The organism is Frateuria terrea (genome assembly GCF_900115705.1).
GTDB lineage: Bacteria > Pseudomonadota > Gammaproteobacteria > Xanthomonadales > Rhodanobacteraceae > Frateuria_A > Frateuria_A terrea.
Window position 1 is genome coordinate 104574 of record NZ_FOXL01000004.1, and the last position, 17164, is coordinate 121737.

Annotated in this window: 14 protein-coding genes; 8 read left to right on the forward strand and 6 right to left on the reverse strand. The window is 68.8% G+C overall.

Features of this window, described 5'->3' with window-relative positions:
• Positions 1–26: 26 nt before the first annotated feature.
• The 4 genes from BMZ38_RS07170 to BMZ38_RS07185 form a co-directional block, all read right to left on the reverse strand.
• Positions 27–1253: a TraB/GumN family protein gene (locus BMZ38_RS07170; RefSeq protein WP_091335873.1), complete on the reverse strand. Its 1227-nt coding sequence runs from the start codon at positions 1251–1253 to the stop codon at positions 27–29.
• A gap of 65 nt (positions 1254–1318) precedes the next feature.
• Positions 1319–2209 carry a carbon-nitrogen hydrolase gene (locus BMZ38_RS07175; protein ID WP_091335875.1) on the reverse strand — a complete coding sequence of 297 codons (891 nt, stop codon included), beginning with the start codon at positions 2207–2209 and terminating at the stop codon, positions 1319–1321.
• A 91-nt stretch (positions 2210–2300) separates the two neighbouring features.
• Positions 2301–3338: an agmatine deiminase family protein gene (locus tag BMZ38_RS07180; RefSeq protein ID WP_091335876.1), complete on the reverse strand. Its 1038-nt coding sequence runs from the start codon at positions 3336–3338 to the stop codon at positions 2301–2303.
• A gap of 121 nt (positions 3339–3459) precedes the next feature.
• Entirely contained in the window at positions 3460–3795 is a 336-nt protein-coding gene (locus tag BMZ38_RS07185) for a hypothetical protein (RefSeq protein WP_091335878.1), read from the reverse strand.
• A gap of 142 nt (positions 3796–3937) precedes the next feature.
• Here BMZ38_RS07185 and BMZ38_RS07190 point away from each other — a divergent pair, with 142 nt between their 5' ends.
• The 5 genes from BMZ38_RS07190 (at position 3938) to asnB (ending at position 11368) form a co-directional block, all read left to right on the forward strand.
• Positions 3938–5974, forward strand: a complete 2037-nt coding sequence (locus tag BMZ38_RS07190; protein WP_091335880.1) for an ABC-F family ATP-binding cassette domain-containing protein — start codon at positions 3938–3940, stop codon at positions 5972–5974.
• Entirely contained in the window at positions 5971–6882 is a 912-nt protein-coding gene (locus BMZ38_RS07195; protein WP_091335882.1) for a phosphoglycerate mutase, read from the forward strand. Before BMZ38_RS07190 ends, BMZ38_RS07195 begins: the two co-directional genes overlap by 4 nt.
• Positions 6879–8705, forward strand: a complete 1827-nt coding sequence (gene recJ, locus BMZ38_RS07200) for a single-stranded-DNA-specific exonuclease RecJ (protein WP_091336539.1) — start codon at positions 6879–6881, stop codon at positions 8703–8705. Before BMZ38_RS07195 ends, recJ begins: the two co-directional genes overlap by 4 nt.
• Before the next feature lie 318 nt (positions 8706–9023).
• Positions 9024–9407: a SpoIIAA family protein gene (locus BMZ38_RS07205; protein ID WP_091335883.1), complete on the forward strand. Its 384-nt coding sequence runs from the start codon at positions 9024–9026 to the stop codon at positions 9405–9407.
• Between the two features lie 263 nt (positions 9408–9670).
• Positions 9671–11368, forward strand: coding sequence for an asparagine synthase B (gene asnB / locus BMZ38_RS07210; RefSeq protein ID WP_091335885.1), 1698 nt, complete (start codon positions 9671–9673; stop codon positions 11366–11368).
• Between the two features lie 86 nt (positions 11369–11454).
• Here the strand turns inward: asnB and BMZ38_RS07215 are convergent, their stop codons facing one another.
• Positions 11455–11814 (reverse strand): response regulator transcription factor, encoded by a 360-nt coding sequence (locus tag BMZ38_RS07215; RefSeq protein ID WP_091335887.1) that lies wholly within the window; start codon positions 11812–11814, stop codon positions 11455–11457.
• 2 nt (positions 11815–11816) lie between these two features.
• A complete protein-coding gene (locus BMZ38_RS07220; protein WP_175483722.1) occupies positions 11817–13223 on the reverse strand; it encodes an RAD55 family ATPase in 1407 nt (468 codons plus the stop codon).
• A 404-nt stretch (positions 13224–13627) separates the two neighbouring features.
• Between BMZ38_RS07220 and BMZ38_RS07225 the strand changes: the two genes are divergently transcribed.
• From BMZ38_RS07225 to BMZ38_RS07235, 3 genes are all read left to right on the forward strand, one after another.
• Positions 13628–15055, forward strand: coding sequence for a tyrosinase family protein (locus BMZ38_RS07225; RefSeq protein WP_091335891.1), 1428 nt, complete (start codon positions 13628–13630; stop codon positions 15053–15055).
• 378 nt (positions 15056–15433) lie between these two features.
• Positions 15434–16252: a CPBP family glutamic-type intramembrane protease gene (locus BMZ38_RS07230; protein ID WP_175483721.1), complete on the forward strand. Its 819-nt coding sequence runs from the start codon at positions 15434–15436 to the stop codon at positions 16250–16252.
• A 119-nt stretch (positions 16253–16371) separates the two neighbouring features.
• Positions 16372–17061, forward strand: coding sequence for an alpha/beta fold hydrolase (locus BMZ38_RS07235; protein ID WP_091335893.1), 690 nt, complete (start codon positions 16372–16374; stop codon positions 17059–17061).
• Positions 17062–17164 lie beyond the last annotated feature (103 nt).

Sequence of the window (17164 nt, forward strand, 5' to 3'; positions counted from 1 at the left end):
GCGCGGCACGCGCCGGCAACGGAAGGTCAGAACAGGCTCTTGAAGATCTGGATGCCGGCGGCGTACTCGCCGATCACGGTGCCGGCGCTGACCAGGATGAAGTTGAGCAGGGTGCGCGCGACGCGGTTCTTCCACCAGCCCTTCCAGTCGCCGATGTCGTCGCGCAGCGTCTCGAAGTCGGCCACGCGCGGGCGGCGGATCCAGGCTTCGGCCATCGCGCTGATGCCGCCGGCCGGTATGCCCGGCCGGAACGGCTTGATCGGCGCGGCGACGAACGCCGCCAGGATGCTCAGCGGATGCCCGCCTGCCGCCAGTGCGCCCAGCGCGGCGCAGCCGCCGGTGAACAGCACCCAGTTGCGCAGCGCCAGTGCACCGAGCGTGGGGTTGCGGTGGAATGCATAGGCGATCGCGGCGAACACCAGCAGCACCAGCCCCAGCGCCAGCCACTTCGGCCAGCGCGCCTTCGGCGGCAGCTGCGCCAGTTCGGCGATGCGCCGGGCCGGCGGCTCCTGCTGCTGGCGCAGGTGTGCGCACAGGCCCTTGAGGTGCCCCGCGCCGATCACCACCAGCACCCGGCGCACCGCTGGCGCGCCCTGTGCCAACTCGCGCAGGCGGGCGGCCATGTATTCGTCGCGCTCGCCGATCAGGCTATCGTAGAGCGGGGCGGAAGTCTGCGCGAACTCGCCGAAGGCGCTTTCCAGCAGGTCGCCTTCCTTGAGCTTTTCGATCTCTTTCTCGTCGACCTGCTCGCGCTCGAACACGCTGGCGATCAGGCCGCCGAGCAGGCCGAAGCGCGCCCACGTGCCGACGCTGCGCCAGGCGCGCTTGAGCGTGGTACCGACCTCGCGATCGATCAGCCAAACCGGCAGGTTGGCGCGTTCGGCGCCGTCCATCGCTGCCTTCATCTCGGCGCCGGGCTGGATGCCGTACTGCGCGGCCAGCCGCTGCTGGAATGAGGAAAGCACCAGGCTGGCTGCCACCATGCCGACCTTGCCCTGGCGGATCACCTGGAACAGGTCCATCTGCTTGAAGGCATCGGGGTTGCGCATGCCTTCGGCGCGGCTCGGGCACAACTCCACCGCGATTGCGTCGAACGCCTCGTTGGCCACCAGCGCCTCGACCGCCGCCACGCTGGCACGCGAGACGTGCGCCGTCCCGAGCACCACGTACTCCACCCCATCGCGGCTGACGCGCTCCAGGGGCTGGTCGAGCAGGGCGCCGGGCAGGGCGACGTCAATCTGGGGAGAGCTCATGCGGGTACCGGTGGCTGGGAGGTGCGAAGGTGGTCCGCCTCAAGATGCGGGCGTTCCGCCTGGGCTCAATCGCGATAGCGCTTGAGCAGGTCGCCGTAGGCGTCGATCCTCCGGTCGCGCAGGAACGGCCAGATCCGCCGCACGTGCTCGCTGCGATCGAGGTCGACCTCGACCACCAGCAACTGGCGCCCCTCGGTGCCGGCCTTGGCGAGAAATTCGCCCTGTGGCCCGGCGACGAAACTGGTGCCCCAGAACTGGATGCCGGCGCCGACGCCGGACGGGTCGGCCTCGTAGCCGGTACGGTTGCAGGCCAGCAACGGCAGGCCATTGGCCACGGCGTGCCCGCGCTGCACGGTCACCCAGGCCTCGCGCTGGCGGTCCTTCTCGGCCTGATCGTCGTTCGGATCCCAGCCGATCGCCGTGGGGTAGAGCAGCAGTTGCGCGCCCGCCAGCGCCATCAGCCGTGCGGCTTCCGGATACCACTGGTCCCAGCACACCAGCACGCCGAGGCGGCCGACCGAGGTGTCGATCGGCTCGAAGCCCATGTCGCCCGGAGTGAAATAGAACTTCTCGTAGAACGCCGGGTCGTCCGGGATGTGCATCTTGCGGTACTTGCCGGCGATCGCCGCGGAGCGGTCGAACACCACCGCGGTATTGTGGTACAGGCCGGCGGCGCGCTTCTCGAAGATCGAGGCGACGACCACGAGCTTCAGCTCCGCCGCGAGCTTGCCGATGCGGCCGGTACCCGGCCCGGGAATGGATTCGGCCAGTTCGAACTCGTCCACGCATTCGCGCTGGCAGAAGTACGGACCGTTGTGCAGCTCCTGCAGCAGCACCAGCTGCGCGCCGGCCGCCGCGGCTTCGCGCAGGCCCGTTTCGATTGCATCGAGGTTGGCGTCGCGGCTGCCGCGGTGGGTTTCCTGCAGCAGTGCCACCTTGAGTGTCGTGCCAGTCATGCCTGTCTCTTGCGTGTGTTCCGTCGAGACAGCCAGTCTAGCGGAGCGCGGCAGTGCGGTTGTCGCCAAAGTGTTCGCGGGCGATGCGGGTTCAGCCCAGCAGGCCGGCCGGCAACTGCATGGTGATGCAATGCAGGCTGCCGTTCTGCCAGATCAGCGGGCGGCAGGGCACCTGCACGACCTCGCGGCCGGGATAGGCGACGCCGATGATGCGTGCGGCCTCGTCGTCCGCCGCGTCGCCATAAGCGGGCACGAGCACGGCGCCGTTGACCACCAGGTAATTGGCGTATGAGGCTGCCAGCCGGCGCCCTTCGTCCATGACCGGTTGTGCCCAGGGCAGCGGCGAGAGGCGATAGGGCTTGCCATCGGGCGTGCGCAGGACGGTCAGTTCGGCAGCCATGCGGGCCAGCTCCGCATGGTGCGGATCGCTGGGATCGTCGCAAGCCTGGAACACGATGCGCTCGCCCGGCGCGAAGCGGGCGAGGGTATCGATATGCGCGTCGGTGTCGTCGCCCTCGAGGTAGCCGTGGTCCAGCCACAGCACGCGCCGGGCATGCAGGCTCTCGCGCAGGATCGCGTCCATCGCCTCGCGCGACTGCTCCGGATGCCGCTGGTGCAGGCAACGCCAGGTGGTCAGCACGGTGGTGCCGCCATCGCTTTCGATACCGCCGCCTTCCAGCGCCCAGTCCACGCGCTCGTGCGCCGCCGGGCCGAACACGCCGGCGGCGACCAGGCCTGCGACCAGTGCATCGTCCTGCTCGGCGCCGAACTTGCCGCCCCAACCGGTGAAGCGGAAATCGGTGAGCTGGAATCCCTCGGCCGAGACCAGCGTGATCGGGCCCGAATCGCGCAGCCAGGTGTCGTCGTACGGGAGTTCGACGAAGCGGACGCGATCGAGGCTCATGCCGGCACCGCGCAGCGCGCGCTCGGCATCGGTGCGCACGCCTTCGTCGGCGACGATCACGACCAGCGGCTGGAAGCGCACGACGGCGGCGGCCAGCGCGGTGTAGGTGGTTTCCACTTCGGCCAGGCGCGCGGCCCAGTCGGTACCCTCATGTGGCCAGGCAATCAGCACCGCGTCCTGCGGTTCCCATTCGGCTGGCAGGCGCAGGTCGGGGGAAGAGGTCATCGCGGCACTCGCGTCGGTTGGAAACGGCGAAGTGTAGATGAGCGGGGGAGCGAACGTGGTGAGGCCAAAAAAAGAGATTCCCGCGTTCGCGGGAATCGATTCTGCCTTGTCGGGCGACCGGTTACTGCGTCGTCGCGGGATTGTGGTTGTTGCCCGCCGGCGTGTTGAGCACCGAATGGATCACGTGGTCGTGCTCGAAGTAGACGATGAAGGTGCTGTAGTCCCAGCGGTTGATCACCGGGTGCTTGCGCGTGTCGCCGCCGCGCGGTTGCAGCTTGCGCTGCGGCGCGCCGAAGCGCTTCTCGACCTGGGCCATGGTCATGCCGCGGGTGGGCAGGTTCATGCCCTGTTCCTGCTGCACGCGGTGGATCAGCAGGCTGTCGCCCGCGTGCGCGGCCATCGGTGCGCCGAACGCGATCGCGGCGAGCATCGCCAGACCGCCAGTGAACTTGACCATGATTCCCCTCTCCGCAAAGGTCCTGTGCGGCGCCGTTGTAGCAGATGTGCAGCGGGGGCGCCACGGCGTTCCGTGGCCTCTGCGATGGGCTAGGCATTCCAGCCCGGCTATCATGTCGGGTCGCCCCGCACATGTTCTCCCGATGATCTCGTTCCGCCATTTCGCCCTGCGCCGGGGCAGCCGCCTGCTGCTGTCCGATATCGATCTGACCATCCAGAGCGGCTGGCGGCTGGGCGTGATCGGCCGCAATGGCTGCGGCAAGTCCAGCCTGTTCGCCGCGCTGCAGGGCCGGCTGGAGTCCGACGCCGGTGAACTGGATATGCCGGCGAGGATGCGCCTGGCCTCGGTGGCACAGGAGACGCCTGCGCTGCCCGACGCCGCGCTGGACTACGTGCTCGGCGGCGATGCAGAGGTCGCTGCCGCATTGCGCGAAGAGGCCGACGCCCAGGCGCGCGGCGACGCCGAAGCGATGGCCCGGGCCCACCACCGCATCGAGGAACTGCACGGCTACGACGCCCGCGCCCGCGCCGGCCGCCTGCTGCACGGCCTCGGCTTCGCGCCGGAAACCCACGAGCGCGCGGTGAAGGAGTTCTCCGGCGGCTGGCGCGTGCGCCTGAACCTGGCCCGCGCGCTGATGGCTCCGTCCGATCTGTTGCTGCTGGACGAGCCGACCAACCACCTCGACCTCGACGCGGTGCTGTGGCTGGAAGAGTGGCTGCGCCGCTACCAGGGCACCTTGCTGGTGATTTCGCACGACCGCGAGTTCCTCGACGCGGTCACCTCGCACACGCTGCACCTGCACGAAGGCGGGGCAAGGCTGTACACCGGCAACTACAGCGCCTTCGAGCGCCTGCGCGCCGAGCAACTGCGCCAGCAGCAGATCGCGCACGACCGCGAGCAGGCCGAGCGCGCGCACCTGCAGTCTTTCGTCGACCGCTTCAAGGCCAAGGCCAGCAAGGCCAAGCAGGCGCAGTCGCGCATGAAGCGGCTGGAGAAGCTGGCCGGTACCGAGGCGGTGCGTGCGGAACGGCCGTTCCGGTTCCAGTTTGCCGTGCCGGAGCGTCTGCCCGATTCGATGCTGCAGTTGGAAGAGGTGGCCGCGGGCTACCCGGAGAGGGCTGGGGTGAAGGGCGGGGCTGGCGAGGATGTTGGATCAGAGCAGGCTTCGATGGAGCTCGAGGCAAGCCTTGACCCGTCACCCCAATACCTTCCCCGAGGGGGAGAGGGGGCGAACGCCGCCCTGGCGGGCGAGGGTTGTCGCCACGAAGCGGTCGTCCTCAGGGACGTCCGCTTCCGCCTCGAAGCCGGCGAACGCATTGGCCTGCTCGGTCCCAACGGCGCCGGCAAGTCCACCCTGGTCAAGACCCTGGTCGGCGAACTGCCGCCCCTGGCCGGCGAGCGCAAGGCGCACAAGGACCTGAAGATCGGCTACTTCGCCCAGCACACGGTCGAAAGCCTGCGCGAAGGCGCCAGTCCCTTCGACCACCTGCAGGACAAGGCCCCTGGCGTGGCCGCGCAGGTCCTGCGTGACTTCCTCGGCGGCTGGAACTTTGCCGGCGACCGCGCCTTCGAACCGGTCGACGGCTTCTCCGGCGGCGAGCGGGCGCGCCTTGCGCTGGCACTGATCGCCTGGGACAAGCCCAACCTGCTGTTGCTGGATGAGCCGACCAACCATCTCGACCTGGACATGCGCGAGGCCCTGGCCGACGCGCTGGCCGATTTCGATGGCGCGCTGGTGCTGGTGTCCCACGATCGCCACTTGCTCGGCCTGGTCTGCGACAGCTTCTGGCGCGTGGCCGACGCGGCGGTCGAGCCGTTCGACGGCGACCTGGACGACTACGCGCGCTGGCTGCGCTCGCGCGGTTCGGCCGTAAAGAAGGCCGGCGAACCGGCCGCACCGGTCGCCTCGGCCGCGGACCGCCGCCGCGCCGCGGCCGCCCAGCGCGAGCAGGACAAGGCGGCCAAGAGCCGCGTGAGGAAGATCGAAGCGCGCGTCGCGGCGATTGACGCGGACCTGGCCTCGATCGAGGCGAAGCTGGCCGATCCGGCGACCTACAACGGTCCCACCGCCGAGCTGATGAAACTCGGCCAGCGCCAGGCTGACCTGCGCCGCGAGAAGGAAACGCTCGAGGCCGAGTGGCTGGAACTCTACGAGCAACTGGAGGCGGCCAACGCATGAGCGCGGAACTGTGGCTGCCCGCGCTCGCGCGCTTCGAGCCCGCGCATCCGCTGCGCCGCCTGCTGGCCCGTGCGGACCGGCTGGACGATGGCCCGCGTGGCTACCTGGCCGGACTCACCGCCTGGTTCGACGCTCCGCAACCGCTGCCTGCCGGCGCACTCACCCGCGAGCTGGCCGCAGGTGATGCGGGCGACGCGCTGTGGTTGTGCGCCGACCCGGCCTGGGTCGAGCCGGACATGAGCGGCGCGCGCCTGCTTGCTTGCGGACGGATGGGGTTGTCACAGGCCGAGGCGGAGGCGCTCGCCGAACCGCTCGTGCCATTGCTGGAAGAGCAGGGCATGCAGCTGGCGCTGACCACGCCCGACCGCTGGCACCTGCGCCTGCCGCCTGGCGCGGTGGTGCCGGATTTTCCCGCGCCGGAGCAGGCGCTGGGCGAGGACCTGCTGCAGCACTTGCCGCCGGGGCCGGAAGGGCGCCATTGGCGCATCCTGCAGAACGAACTTCAGGTGGCACTGCACCAGCATACGTTGAACGCACAGCGCCGTGCCGCCGGCAAGCCGCCGGTCAACAGCCTGTGGCTATGGGGGGCGGGCGTGCTGCCCGTGCAAGTGCGCACCGGGTTGCAAGGCGTGCTGAGCGACGATCCGCTGCTGCGTGCGCTGGCGGCACGAGCCGGTATCGGACACCGCGCACGGTCAGACGAACCGGAAGGACGGCCGGGCGACCTGCCGTCCGGCTGGCTGCTCGACCTGCAGGACCTGCCGGCCGAGGCGATCGCCCGTGCCTGGTCGCCGCTGATCGACAGCTTCGCTCGCCGACACCCGCTGCGCCTGACGTTCGCCAGCGGCGAACGCTGGGCGCTGCACCCCTGGCATCGGTGGCGCTTCTGGCGCGGCAGGCGCGCATGAAGACCCCGACGTTGCGTCGCCGGGTGCCGCTGGGCACGCCCGAAGGCTGGGCCGAGGCCGTGCACCCGGTGCTTCGCCAGGTCTACGCCGCACGTGGCGTGCTGCACCCGGCGCAGGCCGAACATCGGTTGCGCCACCTGCTTGCACCGCGAGCGCTGGGTGGGCTCGACCGCGCGGTCGAGCTGCTGATCGAAGCGATCGCCGGTGACTGGTCGATCGTCATCGCGGGCGACTACGACTGCGATGGCGCCACTGGCACGGCCGTCGCCGTGCGCGGGCTGCGCCTGCTCGGTGCACGGCGCGTCGGCTACACGATCCCCAACCGTTTCGTGCACGGCTACGGGCTCAGTCCCGCCCTGGTCGACTCGCTCGAGCCGGCACCGCAGCTGATCGTCACCGTCGACAACGGCGTGGCCAGCGTCGCCGGCGTGGCCGCGGCCAAGGCACGCGGCATCCGCGTGATCGTCACCGACCACCACCTGCCCGGTGAACAGCTTCCCGCAGCCGATGCGCTGGTCAATCCGAACGTACTGGAGGTGCGCGCCTGCGGGCATGGCGAGCCCGCGTGCGCACAATGCGTCGCCGACGCACACATGAACCAGGCCTTCCCCAGCCGCGCGCTGGCCGGCGTGGGCGTGATGTTCTACCTGCTGCTGGCGGTGCGTGCGCGGCTCTATCCGTGCGATCTTCCTGATCGCCAAGATCAAAAAGCGGCGATCCATGGCCGCACTCTTCACAAGAGCGACCGCCCCGACCTTTCCAGCCTGCTCGACCTGGTCGCGCTCGGCACCGTGGCTGATCTGGTACCGCTGGACTTCAACAACCGCGTGCTGGTCGAAGCAGGCCTCAAACGCATCCGCAGCGGGCATGCCTGCGTGGGTATCACCGCGCTGGTGGAAGCCGGCAAGCGCAGCCTGGCGAGCGTGTGCGCAAGCGACCTTGGCTACGCGGTCGGCCCGCGCCTCAATGCCGCCGGCCGGCTGGAGGACATGCGCCTGGGCGTCGAATGCCTGCTGGCCGATGACCCGGCACAGGCGCGCCAGCTCGCCGAACGGCTGAGCGCCATCAACCAGGAACGCCGCGACCTGCAGGACGCCATGGTGGCCGAAGCAGAAGCGATGATCGGCGCGATCGGCCTGGAGGGCGTGGGCGAGCGCACCGGCGTCACCCTGTACGAGCCTTCCTGGCATGCCGGCGTGGTCGGCCTGGTCGCGTCCCGGCTCAAGGAACGCCTGCATCGCCCGGTGATCGCCTTCGCCCCGGCCGACGAAGACCGGCCGGACGAACTGCGCGGCTCGGCCCGCTCCATCGCCGGCTTCCACGTGCGCGACGCGCTGGCCGCCATCGACGCACGCATGCCCGGCCTGATCGAGCGGTTCGGCGGCCACGCCATGGCTGCCGGCCTGAGCCTGAAAGCGCGCGACTACCCGCGCTTCGCCGCCGCCTTCGACGCCATCGCGCGCGAATGGCTGGACGAGGAGCGCCTGCAGGCCGTGCTCTACACCGACGGCGAGCTTCCACCCGGCACCCTCACTCTGGACCTTGCCCGCCAACTGCGCGATGGCGGACCCTGGGGCCAGGGCTTCCCCGAGCCGCTGTTCGACAACCTGTTCGATTGCACGCAGTGGCGGGTGATGGGCGAGCGCCACTGGCGCCTGAGCCTGCGCGATCCGCGCGACGGCGGCGTGTTCGAGGCAGTGATGTTCAACGTGCGTGCCGCCGCGCCACCACCGCGTCTGCGCGCGGTGTTCGAGCTGACCATCAACGAATGGCAGGGCCGCGAAACCGTGCGCCTGCTGCTGCGCCACCTCGAACCGGCCTGACCGGCGCCAACTCGCTCGTGCGAGCCCGATCTCCCGAGGAGGGCCCAAGCCCGATTCGCGCAGGCCATCCGCTCGGCCGAGCGTGGGCGCATCGCGCCGGAGTCGAAGCGTGTGCCCCGAACCACCCGTCCGAACCTCTTCCTCCGGGAGAGGGTGCCAACAGACGGGTGAGGGTTCGGGCGAAGCGCCACTCCGGCCCTACCGCTCCTCACCAGCCCCTTTGCACAACCCGACAACACCGCAGCTTTCACGCACCCAAGCTTGCATAGCCGCGCCCGCCGCGCTTCGATGGTGCTCCGACCAAGCGGAGACAGCTCCATGATCGAGCAGATGACCGACCTGCCAGCCGGCGCGCTGGGTTTTACCGCGCGCGGCAAGGTAACTGCGGCCGACTACGAGAACGTGTTCGTGCCGGACGTGGAGGCCGCGTTCGCGCTCAACCGCAAGCTGCGCCTGCTCTACCACGTGGGGCACGAGTTCACCGGCTTCGAACCTGGCGCGATGTGGGACGACACCAAACTCGGCTTCCGCCACTGGAGCGGCTGGGAACGCATCGCGCTGGTGACCGACGTCAACTGGCTGCGGCTGGTCGCGCGCACGATGGGCTTCACCGTCCCCGGCGAATTCCGCCTCTACCGCAACGAACAGCTGGCCGAGGCCAAGGCCTGGGTCAGCGAATCCTTCCGCGAGCACCAAGCCTGAACGGCGCACATGCGCTTGCGCGCCTGAGGGAAACCTGCTCCACTCGCGCCATGTCCACGCCGACCACCCGCTCCGTTTTCGCCACCGCGCCCTGCGCGGCGTGCGTGCGGCCGGCCCTGGACAATCGCTCGAACAATAATCGTCGCCTGCACAAGGGGGCCGGCGCGTAGCCGCACGTTCGAGCAACAACTACGCGACGAAGGCCCGCCCAGTGCGGGCCTTCGTCGTTTTCGGGCACGGAAAAACGACAAAGGACACTACTCATGTGCGCAATCTTCGGCATGTTCGACCTGGCGCCCGGCGACGACCTGGCAGCGTTGCGCCGGCAGGCGCTGGAACTGTCGCAACGCCAGCGGCACCGCGGGCCGGACTGGTCCGGCGTGTTCGTCGATACCGGCGCGATCCTGGTGCACGAGCGCCTGGCCATCGTCGATCCGGCCAGTGGCGCGCAGCCGCTGTGTTCGCGCGACGGCGCGCTGGCGCTGGCCGTCAACGGCGAGATCTACAACCACGGCGAACTGCGCCTGGGCAGCGGCTACGAGTTCACCACCGGTTCCGATTGCGAGGTGATCAATGCGCTCCACCGCGCGGGTGTCGAGCCCGCCGCCTGGGTGGCACGCCTCAACGGCATCTTCGCCTTCGCGCTGTGGGACGGCGCCGCGCAGCGCTACCTGATCGCGCGCGATCCGCTCGGCGTGTGCCCGCTCTACTGGGGACACGACACCGCCGGCCGCCTGTGCGTCGCCTCGGAAATGAAGGCGCTTTCGGGCGTATGCGCCGACGTTGCCGCGTTCCCGCCCGGCCATGTCTACGACAGCGCGACTGGCGAGCTGCGCCGCTACTACGAACGTCCGTGGCGCGGCTACGCCGCCACGCAGGGCAGGGCACCAGGGGACTTGCGCTTGGCGCTGGAACAGGCGGTACAGCGCCAGCTGATGACCGACGTGCCTTACGGCGTGCTGCTCTCCGGCGGCCTGGATTCCTCGCTGGTCGCCGCCTGCGCCGCGCGTTTCGCCCGCGAGCGCATCGAGGACGGCGGACAAAGCGAAGCCTGGTGGCCACGCCTGCACTCCTTCGCGATCGGCCTGGAAGGCTCGCCCGACCTCGCCGCCGCGCAGCTTGCCGCCGAGGCCCTGGGTACCGTGCACCACGGCTTCGTCTACACCTTCTGGGAAGGGCTGGATGCGTTGCCGGAAGTGATCCGCCACATCGAAAGCTACGACGTCACCACCGTGCGCGCTTCCACGCCGATGTTCCTGCTCGCGCGGCGGATCAAGGCAATGGGCGTGAAGATGGTGCTCTCCGGCGAAGGTTCCGACGAGCTGTTCGGCGGCTATCTCTATTTCCACAAGGCGCCTTCGGCCGAGGCGTTCCACGAGGAAACCGTGCGCAAGCTCGACGCGCTGCACAGCTACGACTGCCTGCGCGCCAACAAGGCGATGATGGCGTGGGGCGTGGAAGCACGCGTGCCGTTCCTGGATCTCGAGTTCGTCGACGCCGCGATGGGTTTCGATGCCAGGCACAAGATGGCAGGCGGTGGGCGCATCGAGAAGGCGGTGCTGCGCGAGGCGTTCGACGGCGCGCTGCCGGAGGCGATCCTGTGGCGCCAGAAGGAGCAGTTCAGCGACGGCGTCGGCTACGGCTGGATCGACGGACTCAAGGCGCACGCCGCGCAGGCGGTGAGCGACCGCGAGTTCGCCGCCGCCGGGGCGCGCTGGCCGCACAACACGCCCGCGACCAAGGAGGCCTATCTCTACCGTGCACTGTTCGAGAAGTGCTTCCCGGGCGAGGCCTGCGCAGCGACGGTTCCCGGTGGCAAGTCGATCGCGTGTTCCTCACCGGCAGCGCTGGCGTGGGATCCGTCGTTCGCCGGCAGCGCCGATCCATCCGGACGCGCGGTGCAGGGAGTCCATGCCAGCGCGGTACCGCGAGCCGATCAGGACCTGGCACGAGCAACCTGAGGCAGGCATGAGGCGCGGGATGCTGGGTTGGATCCGTCCCCATGGGGAGAGAGCCGGCGCCGAGTGGCCACCGCCGGCGCGCCGGCTCAGAACCCCAGCTGCGTGCGGAACGCCTCCACCAGCGCCAGCAGCTCGCGCGTGCCGTAGGGTTTGGCCAGGTAGGCGTCGTAGGCCGGGTGGTGGGGCAGGTGGTCTTCGGGTATCGCGGTGGCGAGGATGATCGGCCGCTCGAAGCCTGCCAGGCGCAGGCGCTCGATCATCTCCAGCCCGTCCAGCCGCGGCATCATGAAATCGGTGACCACCAGCTCGGGCTGTTCCTGCAGCGCGATCTCCAGGCCCTCGTGGCCATCGGAGGCGACGGTTACGTGGTAGCCGGCGTCTTCCAGCACGGTGGCGGCCACCAAGGCGACATCGGGTTCATCTTCGACCAGAAGGACGCGAAGCATGATCAGCTCGCATCCCCGGCCGGGCCGACGCGTGGATCGGGCCCGAACGCGATGCCGTTGCCGTTGATGTGGAACTCCTGCGTACACGGGTCGAAGTTGCTGTCGCGCAGCTTGATCACCGACAGGTAGCGACGGAACGCGTGCGCACGCCGGCCCGTGCTGAGCAGCAGCACGTTGTCGACCATCGCCGACAACTCGTCGCTGGGCAGCTGGATCTCGTCGAGCTGCAGCTCGGGAATCTCGGAGGTGTACAACACCGTGGCGCCGAGCGCGGCCAGCTGCATGCTGAGCGCGTTGATCACGTAGGGCATGCGCCTGGTGATCACCAGGCTGTCGCGGATGGCCACCAGACCGTCGATGAAGACGCGCTTGACCTTGCGCGCCTTCGCATGGCTGACGACGTCGCGGATGATCTCGTCGACGATGTTTTCCGCCGGCGGCAGCCACTGGATGTCCAGCGTGCCGGCCTCGGTCGGGGTATCCAGGTCCAGGCCGACGCTGCGCGCCTTCATCCGTATATGCGCGGGCGTTTCGTAGAAGCCGAGCATGAGTCCGGGTTCCTGCGCGCTCGACAGCGACAGGAAATGCATGCCCAGCGTGGTCTTGCCCGAACCGGTCGGCCCCACCAGCAACGTGGCCGATCCTCCCGGTAGACCGCCCTGCAGCAGGCCGTCGATGTCGCGGTGACCGATCGACGAGCGATGCGCCTGGGCGCTGGGCAGGACCGCCGCGTCCATCGTGCTTTCGGCGCGGGGAAAGACGGCGATGCCATTGCCGGTGATACGGAAGCGGTGCTTGCCGGGCAGGATCGCCGCGCCGCGGTGTTTCCTCACCTGGATGGTGCGGTAGGCGCGGAAGCCGGTCGTCTCGTCGCTCAGCTCGATCCAGCCATCGACCATGGTGTGTTCGGGACAGCTGGCGTCGCGATTCTGGTGGGTGAGCATCACCAGTACCGCGCCGGCCATGCCGGCCACGCCCTGCAGGGTGTGGATGAAGGCGCGGAACTCCTGCTCCGAGGCCACCGACTGCGCCACGAAGGTGCCGTCGAGCACCATCGCGGTGGCGCGATGGCGCTTGAGCTCGTGCTGCACCAGCTTGAGCAGCCCGGGCAGGCCCTCGCGCTCGAGCACGCCGTAGCCACTGACGTACTGCATTGCATCGGGCAGCGCGCTGCCCTCGAAGAAGCCCATCTGGCTGACGTAGGCGAGCATGCGCGAGCTCGACTCGGCCAGCAGCGTCATGTAGAGCGCCCGCCCGCCCCCCGCGACGTGCGCGTAGCAGAACTGGTTGGCCAGGATCGTCTTGCCGGCACCCGGTGGCCCCTGGACGATGTAGGCCGAACCGCGGAGGAAACCGCCATCGGTCAGCTGGTCGAGTCCCTCTACGCCGGTCGAGAATTTTTCGATCACGCTTTGCTCCACATCGGGCCCGGTGCAGCGGTCTCACTAGCCGTTCCGCGCCGGGTAAGCGGGGCATGTTAGCGGTTAGTGCCGCGGATGGAAAAAAAACCTCGCCATTTCACATGCCGGGCATCCGGACGCGGCCATGCAATCCGCCAATCCAAGCAGCTTCGGCAGCGATCTTGACTGTCCATTGACGCCAGCGGCTATTCACTTCCGACGCCGCAAAGGCAGGAGCCCGGGCGAGGCAAAACGGCCGTGTGTGGTGAGGGTGCGCGCTACCGTTTTCGTCTGCCTCGCCCGAGGCATGGAAGTTCGTATGTGCGTCATGGATCCGTCCTCACGACCGGCTTCGCCAACCAAGGAAGTGGCGTCGATCGCATCGAACGATCCCAGATCCCACGGAGAGCATCATGATTTCCAGAAGGCGCTTCCTGCAGTCTTCGGTTTCGCTTGCGCTGGTCCCGCTCCTGCCGCGGGTGGCCCGCTCGGTCACCTTGAACATCCGGCCCAGCTGGGACGTATTCCGCACCGGCCCTTCGTTCGCCTCCTTCTGCAGCGCGGTCAAGTCGATGAAGGCGAACACCAACGTCGCCGATCCCGCGTCGTGGTCGTACTGGGTGAGCGTGCACAGCCAGTACTGCCCGCACGGCAAGGCCTACTTCCTGGCCTGGCATCGCGGCTTCCTCTACAACTTCGAGAACCAGCTGCGCCTGGCCTCGGGCGACCCGACCCTGGTGTTGCCGTACTGGAGCTATTACGACAGCCCGTCGATTCCCGACGAATTCCTCGACCCATCCCTGCCCATGTACCGCAGCGACCGCGTAGGAACGAACGTCGCCAGTGGGCTGACCCTGGACGCATTCGCCAGCACCATCGTCAACTTCCAGCGCGGCAAGCCCAATGCCTTCGAGCCGGTGATCGAGCCCTTGCCGCACAACAACGTGCACAACCTGATCGGTGGCGCGATGTCCTCGGTGCGCATCTCGCCGCGGGACCCGATCTTCTGGCTGCACCACGCCAACATCGACCGCCTGTGGGTGGCATGGCTGAAGGCCGGCGGCGGGCGCACCCAGCCAGCCACCAAGTACGCCTACTGGTCCGGCAGCTTCCAATACGGCAGTGCCATCGCGACCATGCCGCGGGCATGGACCGCCTCGACCTCCACCCAGCTGGGCTACGTCTACGACAACCAGACCATGCCCACCACGCTGCCGCCGACGGGCTACATCGCGCGCGCCGCATCCAGCCAGGTGGGTGCCATGCCGGTGCGTCCGGCCACGATCCAGAGCGTGCCTTTGGGCGTGGCGCGACCGCTGGCGCTGGACGAGCGCTCGGTCAGCGTGGACGTGACGCTCACCGCGCAAGACGCCAACCGCGTGCGCTCGGGCATGCTCGAGTCGGGCACCGCCACGGCGTCGAACCAGGCAGGCGGCCCCGTGCGCGTGGTGCTGGACGACGTCCGGCTCACCAGCCTGGGAGATAAGGGCGGCTACTTCTACAACGTCTACGTCAACCTGCCAGACCCCGGTGCCGCGGGGGCACCTGCCCAGGCCTACCTGCTCGGCTCGTTCGGCCCCTTCGAGATCAGCGTGGCGAAGATGCAGGCGGGCATGAAGGGGGCAGGCATGCACGACATGCAGAGCATGGCGATGCCTGCGAACCAGGGCGGCGGAGCGCGCCTGGTGTTCCCGATTACCGACGCGCTGCAGCGCATCTGGCCGACGCGGCTCGATCGGCTGACCATTTCCTTCGTGCGCAAGGACGGTCGCCGGCAGCCGACCCGCGGCCAGGTCATCCAGGTCGGCGGGTTCCACGTCGAAGCGGACCCATCGAGATGAGGCATGTGTCCGGCGAGGCCGCCGCCGCGGCGGCCTCGACCTTGACTGCGATGACAGGTACTCCGCGAATTTTTACCGCGCGTTGACGGCGCCTGCGCTTCACTGAGGCGGTGATGAACGAATGACGATGGCCGCGGGCACTGGGCAAGGGAGGCGCCGTGCACCTCAGGCCGTCTCGATTTGGAAGCCGATCCGGACAAGTGACCGAAGGGAACGCAAGGAAGCGAGGGGCGCCGCCAGGATGCGGCGCCCTTTTTATATGGCCCCGCATGCCGCGCGTTCGCAGGCTGCACGCGCGATGCGAAGCCATCGCCCGACGCGGCAGCCGGCGTAATACCATGCGCCGCCGCCATCTGGCGGCCTGCCTGGGCGAACCTCATGACACGACCGCTTGCCATGGCTGGCTGGTTGCTCGGCTTTGCCGCGCTCGATCTGTACGCCAACCTCGTGCCCCGCCTGACCGGTGGCGCGGTGACGGCCTGGCTGGCCTACGTCGCTGGATTCTTTGCCCTGACGTTCGTCCTCTGCCGCTATGGCCTGGGGCTGCGCCACGCGGCGCCGCTGGGCCTGGCACGGCCTGCCGGGTGGATGCGCTGGTTGTGGGTCGGCTTCGGGATAGGCTTCGGCATCTGGGCGCTGAAGAATCTCCTCTTGCTCGCGATGGGCAAGTTCGAGCTGGCCGGATGGCGCGACGCCTCCTTTGCGCTGCCGCTGCTGGGCAAGGCCCTGTTCGCGATGTTCCTCGCCTCGGCCATCAACGACCTGATGATCCGCGGTTATGGCCTGGCCTTCTGCCGTCGTTTCGAACTGATGCGCTGGTACGTGCCACTTACCGTCATCGCGTACGCGCTGGACGATTCGTGGAACGAAGGCATCGACCTGGGCAACCTGGCGTTCTCGGCCATCCTGGGCCTCTCGCTGGCGTGGACCGTGCTCAGGACCGGCGCGCTCTGGATGAGCATCGGCATCCACTGGGGCGGCAACGTCTTCTACCGCTTCATGTACGGTTTCGACGGCCAGGGCGTGCCGCGGCTGCAGCACATGATCGAGGGTGTGCGGTTCGAGTACGCGAGCCTGGCGGCGACCGCACTGATGTTTCCCCTGGTGCTGCTGGTGTTGCAGTGGATCCGGGTAGTCCCGAGGGCTGAGCCGAAGCCGGTGGGGCCGCTTGCCCGAAGGCCCGTACGGCGCGGCTGATCAGTGGCACTCCGTCATCCGGGCACCGCACGCATCGCCGCAGCCGTTGCACAACTTCTTGACCTTTTGACGACGCCCCTTACGGTTGACTTCGCTTCCTGCCATGTGAGGGATCCACGGTGGCCCGCGGCACGCCCAGCATCCACGCTCCCGTCGAGTTCGACCTGATCCAGGGTGCCCCAGCGCTCTACATTTTTTTCGGCGGCATCGCCGCGGGCATCGCGATGCCGCCGTTCGAGTTCTACAGCGCCTCGAAGATCCTCGAGGCCAGCCGCATCTTCGTGCGCGATTTCCGCCAGTGCTGGTACCACGCCGGCTTGCCCGGGATCAGCCACGACATCCCGTCGACGGCGGCCTACCTGGCCGAGCAGATCGCCCGCCTGGAACCCGAGCGGGTGGTGTTCGTGGGCAACTCCATGGGTGGGTTCGCCGCCATGCTCTTTGCCGCGATGCTCGGCGGCGTCGACGCCATCGCTTTCGCGCCGCAGACTTTCGTGTCCCCCGGCTTGCGCCTGCGCCACCGGGACACGCGCTGGGCACGGCAGATCGGCAAGGTCTGGTGGCAGGGCCTGCGCGCGCCGAGGTTCTGGGACGTCCGGCCGGCGCTCGCCAAGGCGCGTGGGGATATGCGGGTCTCGGTGTTCTATTCCCCCGACGACGCGCTGGACCGCGTCCACGCCCGGCGCCTGGAAGGGCTGGCACAGGTGACGGTGCATGAGATCCCAGGCGGCAGGCACAACATGGTCAAGCTGCTGCGCGACAACGGCAGCCTGCCAGCGATCATGGCCAGAACGTTCGAGGCCGCCTAGGCCGGCGTGGCTAGTGATCTCGCGGCCGACCGGCACGCACCGCCGGAACCGTCCGCAATCTCCGCGCCGAGGCCCGTAGGACCAGGCAGGGGCTCCTGCCCAT

What these genes read in the sequence shown, in the direction of transcription:
- BMZ38_RS07215 (WP_091335887.1), bottom strand. Translation starts at nt 11,814, where the DNA reads ATGCTTCGCGTCCTTCTGGTCGAAGATGAACCCGATGTCGCCTTGGTG.
- BMZ38_RS07205 (WP_091335883.1), top strand. Translation starts at nt 9,024, where the DNA reads ATGATCGAGCAGATGACCGACCTGCCAGCCGGCGCGCTGGGTTTTACC.
- BMZ38_RS07225 (WP_091335891.1), top strand. Translation starts at nt 13,628, where the DNA reads ATGATTTCCAGAAGGCGCTTCCTGCAGTCTTCGGTTTCGCTTGCGCTG.
- BMZ38_RS07180 (WP_091335876.1), bottom strand. Translation starts at nt 3,338, where the DNA reads ATGACCTCTTCCCCCGACCTGCGCCTGCCAGCCGAATGGGAACCGCAG.
- BMZ38_RS07170 (WP_091335873.1), bottom strand. Translation starts at nt 1,253, where the DNA reads ATGAGCTCTCCCCAGATTGACGTCGCCCTGCCCGGCGCCCTGCTCGAC.
- BMZ38_RS07175 (WP_091335875.1), bottom strand. Translation starts at nt 2,209, where the DNA reads ATGACTGGCACGACACTCAAGGTGGCACTGCTGCAGGAAACCCACCGC.
- recJ (WP_091336539.1), top strand. Translation starts at nt 6,879, where the DNA reads ATGAAGACCCCGACGTTGCGTCGCCGGGTGCCGCTGGGCACGCCCGAA.
- BMZ38_RS07190 (WP_091335880.1), top strand. Translation starts at nt 3,938, where the DNA reads ATGATCTCGTTCCGCCATTTCGCCCTGCGCCGGGGCAGCCGCCTGCTG.
- BMZ38_RS07185 (WP_091335878.1), bottom strand. Translation starts at nt 3,795, where the DNA reads ATGGTCAAGTTCACTGGCGGTCTGGCGATGCTCGCCGCGATCGCGTTC.
- BMZ38_RS07195 (WP_091335882.1), top strand. Translation starts at nt 5,971, where the DNA reads ATGAGCGCGGAACTGTGGCTGCCCGCGCTCGCGCGCTTCGAGCCCGCG.
- asnB (WP_091335885.1), top strand. Translation starts at nt 9,671, where the DNA reads ATGTGCGCAATCTTCGGCATGTTCGACCTGGCGCCCGGCGACGACCTG.
- BMZ38_RS07230 (WP_175483721.1), top strand. Translation starts at nt 15,434, where the DNA reads ATGACACGACCGCTTGCCATGGCTGGCTGGTTGCTCGGCTTTGCCGCG.